The organism is Coleofasciculus sp. (assembly GCF_046565525.1).
Classification (GTDB): Bacteria; Cyanobacteriota; Cyanobacteriia; order Cyanobacteriales; family Coleofasciculaceae; genus Coleofasciculus.
Genome location: NZ_JBKHUP010000196.1, coordinates 1 through 7,041 on the forward strand (window position 1 = coordinate 1; position 7,041 = coordinate 7,041).

Here is a 7,041-nt window from a genome sequence, read left to right on the forward strand (position 1 = left end):
GTGGGGGGGGGGGGGGTGGGGGGGTTGTGGGCGCTGGGGGTCGTGGGCGGGGTGTGAGGTGTGGGAGGGGGGGGGGGGGGGGGGGGGGGGGGGAGCGGGGGGAGCTGGGGAGGCAATGATACATTTTCCCTGATAGCGGTGCAAGGGTATGAAAGGGTTTTACCCTATTTCCTTGAATATGATCCAATGTCCATGCTACTCAAAGCCTTGATAGATAAGGGTTTTGCCGTTATGCAGCAAGCCCTAACCCAATCACCTGTTCATCCCATTGTCTTTTAACCAATTTGATAATTCTTCTACACTATTGAAGTCTAAAACATCATCTCCTAGATGTTCCAATTGTTCAAAAGATAAATTTTGAATCTGGTTAATGATTTCTGGAGACATTGACCCAAACTGTCGCTCCAGTAAACGTAATATCGCTCGGATTTCTCCCTCTCGACGCCCTCGTTCTAATCCTTGCTCTAATCCTCGCTCTAATCCTCGCTCTAATCCTCGCTCTAATCCTTGCTCTAATCCTTGCTCTAATCCTTCTGCTAATCCATCCTGCTTTGCCTTAATAATAAAACCTCGTTGGTCTTCGAGAAACATTTCTTGCTTACGCAATTTTTCCAATTCCTCTACACTTAAATTCGCTTGATTCGCGATATTCATGGCTTTATCCAGTTCCGGAAGTTGCCTAAACGTGAGTGGAATGACTTCCAAGCTGGGAGCCTCTTTAATAAAGTAAATCCATTTATCAGCTAAACTGTCTAATTCATCAAGGGTCTTAGTAAATTTGGGTAATTCCACAAAGATTAACTCGATTTCCGGATCAGGATAATCAAACAACTCCTGTTTTTCCTTTAAGCAAAAGCGCGTCAGGAATCGTTGAGTCTGGTCAAACATTGGGAAATCGGTAAGGGTTAAGGCAATGGCTGGTTTAAGGTGAGAATATCCTTCCCCATATTTTAATTGATTCGCATAAGTTTTGGTCAGGTTATAAATGACGCGCTTCTCAAAGAACGCCACATTGAGTACCTGCATTTCAATTAACACTGTTGAGCCATTATCCAGCAAAGCTTTGACATCTAGATAGCTATCTTTGAGATCAACGACATCCCTGGGATTATAGGGATCAATGATTTCTAAATCCTGAATCACTGGATTGCTTTCATAAATCAAGGCATTTAAAAAGCTAATCAGAATATCTTTGCTGTCGTTTGACCCAAATATTTTCTTGAAGGCAAAGTCAGTTTTTGGGCTAATAAATCTCAGTGTCATAATTTCTCAATACTTTAAATTCCAACGCCGCTTGAAAACTGACTTTATCCGGATTATCCAGTCATTCAATATAGCGACGAATTACCGTTGATCTCGATCCACCCCGCACCCCTTCCAATTCCTCACGCCAACTTGATGTATCATTCATTTCTTGGGCGAGAAATGCAAGGGAAAATCGTGGGAGAACCCTCTTTGATAATTTAGCGATCGCGACCCTTATAAAGATTTGCAAACAAAACTTGACTCAAGGGAGTTGATCAGCGAAACTACAGACAAGAGCGTAATACGTCTGTTTTCACTGTATTACGTCAGTTGTGGTTAACTCGACTAGGCTGATTTATCCAAAATTAGCTGGAAGCTGAGATGGAACAGCATGTCTTGCCCAGAAATACTGTCCCCATCCAGGCAACCTGCGAGATTGGTTGATGCGAGCCTATTGATGAAGGATAACCTCTGCTATACCGTTTGCACCTCCTCAATTATTTCGAGTGTGTCTCCCTTTTGGTGACCGGTATGGTAAGCAGCGAGGAGAATTTGGCTGGTTTTGCCCCAGGCGATCGCACCTGTAGCATCAATCGCGATCGCACCTAAATCCCGCCGATTCTCCTTTGCTTCTTTTATGGAACGTGCCATGGCATCGGCTAAGGATAAACCGTCGGTGACGCGCACCACAACCCGTGCGGCGAAGCATTCATCAATGATATCTTCACCAATGCCGGTACAGCTTACGCCGGCTTTCAGGTTGGCGTAATTCCCCGCAGGCATTGCCGAATCACTGACCCGACCAATCCGTTCAAACCCTTTCCCGCCGGTCGATGTACCCGCCGCCAAGCATCCCTGACTATCTAACGCGACTACCCCAATCGTGCCCCGTCCGGCTTCCGAGGAAAGGAGTTCAGGTTCGCTAACCACATCCGCCATCGCCCGTTCAAAGTTGTCCTGTCTCTCCTGTAGCCACTCCTGTAATCGTTTCTCGGTTAACGGGTTGTAAATGGGTGCATTCACTTCCCGCACCAGTTCCGCCGCTCCATAATCCGAGAGGACGCGATCGGGACAATCTTGCAAAATCTTCGCCAACTCGATGGGATTTTTGATCCGCGATACATTAATCACACCACTAAAGCGCTGATATTTACCATCCATCAGCGATGCACTCATGCGAATCTGTCCATCAGATTGCAATACCGAACCCGTTCCGGCATTATAGCGAGGTTCATCTTCTAGGAGTTGACAGCCTCGAATCACTGCTTCACGGGCATTTGCACCGGCTAATAACAGAGCATATATCTCATCGAGTATTTTATAAAGAGAATCGCGCACCGCTTGGGTGGCGTCTTTGGTTTTCAGGGCGCTTCCTGCACCACCATGGATAATTAATTTGGGTTGCATCGAATTCACGAACCTCCTTTTATGGCTTAAGACAGTTAACTGGCTTGGGATTTGCGTCGGCGACAGCGTTCCGAGCAGAACTTCACATTATCCCAGCATTTTGCCCATTTTTTGCGCCAAGTAAAAGGACGTTCGCAGACGGGGCAGATTTTAGTCGGTAGATCTGACTTAGAACGAACTCGTGCCATCTTGGGTTAAGGAGCCTTATAAGGTTGAAATCATTGTACATTTTGAAGTTGTCAGGCTGGCATTTTTCTCAAAACACATCACATCTTCCCTAGCCCGACATCGATCTGAGGAAGGATTTTGTTATCAATGATACAAAGTATATTTAATTAGCGACTATAATCGACCGTCTTTTGAGGACTCAATGTTGAAGAGTGACTTTTATTGGTTGACACCAGCCACAACCAAGAAAATTTTAGCAGTGATCTTCATCTGTGTATTCTCTGGAGCCGGATGCAGCATCCAAAAGATACAAGCAACTGACGTGCAGGGACAAGAACCTCAAATAGTGGGCTGGGTCGAGAAGGGAAAGATTACTGGTGTATCAGAAGAGATAAAATTCAAGCTCGATACAGGTGCAACAACCTCTTCGATTAACGCTGAAATAATAGAACAACCTGATCAAGAAACAGAATCAGGTGGAATGATTAAGTTCCGCTTTACCGATGAAGACCGAGTGACAAAAACCTTTGAACTTCCAATTGTGAGATGGGTTCGCATCGAAAGCCGCACCAAAGATTATATCCGTCGTCCAGTAGTCCGAATGAAAATCTGTGTTGCGGGTCAGTGGATTGAGGAAGAAGTAAACCTGGCTGAGCGAGACGATTTCAACTATTCAGTTTTAATCGGACGCAATATGCTTTCCGCCGGGAAGTTAGCCGTTGATTCATCGGCGACATTTACTCAAGAGCCATCCTGTCCCACAGAGGAGGCAAAACAGTGAATCGCACGTTTAAAGCTTTGCTCCTGACATTATTTTTGGCGGCGATTGGTTTAAGTATTTTTATTCACAAGCTGATCGCTTCAGATGTGCCACTCTTACCTAATCAGGCGTTTAAAAGTTGGTATATTGAGGCAAAAATATCCTTCGTTTCGCAACCCTCTCCCCTCATGGAGGAAGAGTTACCGACTACCGTTAAATTTCATCTTCCCCAAGATTCCCAACGCTATAACATTGTTGAAGATGATTTTGTTAATGAAGGATTTACTCGCGAAATCGAAACGGATAAAAAGTCAGCCAATCGTCTAGCTGTCTTCACGAAGCAGGATAGTAATGATGTTAGTGACTTTATATTTTATCGAGCTAATATCAAACGAAAAGCTGGACTAGATCCGATTGAGAAAGACGTACCAATTTCCGGACGGCGGCTCGTTGATAAGCAGATGATTAGGTTTGGCGAAAACACCGAGAGAGCTAAGGATAACCTACAGGAAAATCTGCCCGTTACTGAGATTATCAATTTGATTCAGGAGGCTAACGCTAAGTCACGCGATCGCTTATCGTTCGTGCAAACCATCTATCAACTGGCTCTAAATCCAGAGGATATCCGGATTAAAGCGATAAGTCGCAATGTCAGAAAGCCAGACTCTACAGTACAGGTGGCGGCATTTTTGTTAGAGCGAGCCGAAGTTCCGGTACGAGTTGGTAATGGCATTTTCTTGAGAGGTGAAGAGGTTTACTCGACTGATTTTGTGGAGTGGTTAGAGGTGCGAGACGGCGATGAATGGCTGGTTTTTGATCCGTTAGATCAGAGTTTTAAAGCGCAAAACAGTTATCTAACCTGGTGGTATGGAACCGATCGCATTTTACAAGCTCAAGGTGCGAACCAGGTCGATTTAGAGGTCGTTGTTCAGCCGGATACGAATCAAGGACTAACGCAATCAATTTTGGATGACGAAAAGCCCAAGAATCCCTTTTTAGAATACTCGTTTCTCCGGCTACCTCTGGCGACTCGCTGCCATTTTAACAGCAACGGTATTGATCGTAGGTGGGCTAGCTGTTGTGATGGAAAGTTTCGACATTAGTTTGGGTTTATCCGTTTCGTTGTTCCCCATTGTTATTCTGGCGATGACAATCGAGCGGGCATCAGTCATGTGGGAAGAAAATGGCGCAACCGAAACTATAGTTGCCGGACTGGGTACAATTTTTGCCGCGATTCTCGGTTATTTATTTATGGTTAATGACTATGTGCAGCATTGGACATTTGTCTTCCCGGAACTGTTACTCGTGGTTCTTGGCATCACGATTTTGGTGGGACGTTACAACGGCTATAAGCTGATCGAGTATTTTCGCTTTATGTCACTCCAGAAACAGTTGAATCAAAATAAGGCATAACTTTAAATGTTTCCCTTTTTCGGCAAAAACCAGGGAATATTGGGGATTAATTCCCGGAATCTAGACTATTTGTTTCCCAATAATCCTCGTCGTCTTTATCGTCTGGCGGACTCGAAACTAGAAACAAAGAAAATGGCTCACAGCCTTGGCGTAGCCGTTCCTGAAACTTATGGGATGATTACGTTCCAAAATGAGGTAAAACACCTATCCAACATCGTCGGCGCTCGCCAATCTTTTGTGATAAAACCTGCTAGGGGTAGCGGCGGGGATGGCATCTTAGTAATTACAGCGGTGAACGATGAAGGCTATCATAAAGCGAGTGGTTCAATTTTGAAACCCGATGACCTGCACTATCACCTGTATAATATCCTGGGCGGCATGTTTTCGCTGGGAGGTCAAGGGGATGTCGCCATTATTGAATATGCGGTGCAGTTCGATACCGTTTTTGATGAAATTGCCTATCAAGGGGTTCCTGATATTCGCGTCATTGTTTATCAAGGGGTTCCGACAATGGCAATGTTACGCCTACCCACCCGGCTGTCTGACGGTAAGGCAAATTTACACCGAGGTGGCGTTGGGGTTGGTATTGATCTGGCGACAGGTAAAACATTAGCAGGTATTCAGAACAACCGCTATATTGACAATCATCCTGAAACCGGATATGCATTGTGCGATCGCACAATTCCCCATTGGCAAAGCATATTGGAAATGGCGGCTAAATTAGGGGATAAAACTGAGTTTGGCTATCTAGGAGTAGATATTGTTCTCGATCGCGAAAAAGGACCGCTTTTACTGGAAATCAACGCCCGTCCCGGATTGTCAATCCAAATTGCTAATCGAGAGGGACTGATACCGCGACTCAACGTGATTGATTGCGCTTTACCCAAACTCTCAGGTATCCCAGAAAAAATTGCTTTTGCCCAAGAAACATTAGCCTCAGGAAAGGCAAGACTATTTTTATCCAGTCAACTGAAAAATTCTATAAATGATCTCCCCAAGCGGAACGGAAACAGGCAGTTGCTTGGGGAGAAAATCAGATAATCTGAACCCAGAAGTTAGGCAACAGTTAAATCAACCTGGAAGGTTAAATCATCAAAATCATTGTCACCACCTCCATGCAAATCCTCAAAGCCAAAGGTGTTATCACCCAGTAGGCGAATGTGATCAACTTTATCAGGATTCGCACCCAAGTAGGCAAAGTAGGCAATGGGTTCTCCATAACCCAGGTACTGATTCGTTGAATTCTCGGTTAGCCATTCCTCCGTCGTGCCATTGGTAATAATATAAGGAGCGAGAAGACTTCCTCCCTGTAACTGGGTGTTAAACGTCACCATACCTCGATTCACATCGCTAACCACCCGTTGGTCAATGGCAGCTTGGGCATAACCCTCGTTTCTTGGGTGAATTAGTTGACCTGTCATTGGGTCTTTAACCGCCCCATCTTCATTTTCAATCACGTATAAGCCGACAGAATTATCAAAGCGAGCCTCACTCTTAATCTCGATAAAATTCGCCTCTACCGGACTGGTTTGTCCTCGTAAATCAATGAGTTCTTTTTCTCCTTGTAATTGAGTTCCTAAGACAGGAGACTCATTCGTTGGTTCACCTGTTAGGGTAAGACTATCGTTACCCTCTGCCATCGGGTTTTGCCCATTGAGAGTAAACTGATTGCTGTCCAACCGATCATTTTGGGGACTGAGTTGAGGCTTGGCATTGCCGTTATTCCTTGTCCCACGATTTACCGTTAAGTCAAAGACATCACTGATTTCGCCTCCATTACCATCATTAGCGGTGAGAGTAATCGAATTCGTGCCGACGGCTTTGTTGCGGGGATTGCCACTAATTAAACCCGTTTCCGGATTCAGGTTTAATCCTTTGGGTAAACCGATAGCCGAGTAGGTAAGGGAGTCACCATTGGGGTCAGTGAAATAGTCACTGATGTCTAAACTGTAAAATTGTTTGGTTTGAGCTGTTTGGTCAGCAATGGGAGAGAGTAACGTGGGGTCATTGTTAACCACAGGTGCGGCGGCGATATCGAGTTTAAACCC

8 protein-coding genes are annotated in these 7,041 nt (G+C 45.1%); 4 read left to right on the forward strand and 4 right to left on the reverse strand.

What is annotated here, in order from left to right; all coding sequences use genetic code 11:
* Positions 1–252: 252 nt before the first annotated feature.
* The 3 genes from ACLGGO_RS34625 to ACLGGO_RS34635 all read right to left on the reverse strand — a co-directional run bounded on the left by ACLGGO_RS34625 (position 253) and on the right by ACLGGO_RS34635 (position 2,840).
* Positions 253–1,257, reverse strand: a complete 1,005-nt coding sequence (locus ACLGGO_RS34625; protein ID WP_446422720.1) for an Rpn family recombination-promoting nuclease/putative transposase — start codon at positions 1,255–1,257, stop codon at positions 253–255.
* 462 nt (positions 1,258–1,719) lie between these two features.
* The gene (locus ACLGGO_RS34630) at positions 1,720–2,652 is read right to left on the reverse strand and encodes an isoaspartyl peptidase/L-asparaginase (RefSeq protein WP_446370998.1); all 933 of its coding nucleotides are present in this window, start codon (positions 2,650–2,652) and stop codon (positions 1,720–1,722) included.
* A gap of 35 nt (positions 2,653–2,687) precedes the next feature.
* Positions 2,688–2,840, reverse strand: a complete 153-nt coding sequence (locus ACLGGO_RS34635) for a DUF2256 domain-containing protein (RefSeq protein ID WP_446337469.1) — start codon at positions 2,838–2,840, stop codon at positions 2,688–2,690.
* 182 nt (positions 2,841–3,022) lie between these two features.
* Here ACLGGO_RS34635 and ACLGGO_RS34640 point away from each other — a divergent pair, with 182 nt between their 5' ends.
* The 4 genes from ACLGGO_RS34640 to ACLGGO_RS34655 are packed head-to-tail and all read left to right on the forward strand — an operon-like array spanning position 3,023 to position 6,034.
* Positions 3,023–3,601 carry an ATP-dependent zinc protease family protein gene (locus tag ACLGGO_RS34640; RefSeq protein ID WP_446337468.1) on the forward strand — a complete coding sequence of 193 codons (579 nt, stop codon included), beginning with the start codon at positions 3,023–3,025 and terminating at the stop codon, positions 3,599–3,601.
* Complete coding sequence (locus ACLGGO_RS34645; protein ID WP_446422716.1) at positions 3,598–4,683, forward strand: UUP1 family membrane protein; 1,086 nt, start codon at positions 3,598–3,600, stop codon at positions 4,681–4,683. Before ACLGGO_RS34640 ends, ACLGGO_RS34645 begins: the two co-directional genes overlap by 4 nt.
* Positions 4,664–4,993: a 7TM domain-containing protein gene (locus ACLGGO_RS34650; protein ID WP_446422717.1), complete on the forward strand. Its 330-nt coding sequence runs from the start codon at positions 4,664–4,666 to the stop codon at positions 4,991–4,993. The genes ACLGGO_RS34645 and ACLGGO_RS34650 overlap by 20 nt, the downstream gene beginning before the upstream one ends.
* Before the next feature lie 6 nt (positions 4,994–4,999).
* Positions 5,000–6,034, forward strand: a complete 1,035-nt coding sequence (locus ACLGGO_RS34655) for an alpha-L-glutamate ligase-like protein (protein WP_446422718.1) — start codon at positions 5,000–5,002, stop codon at positions 6,032–6,034.
* A gap of 14 nt (positions 6,035–6,048) precedes the next feature.
* Here the strand turns inward: ACLGGO_RS34655 and ACLGGO_RS34660 are convergent.
* On the reverse strand, positions 6,049–7,041 hold a 993-nt coding region (locus ACLGGO_RS34660; RefSeq protein ID WP_446422719.1), incomplete at its 5' end, for a putative Ig domain-containing protein.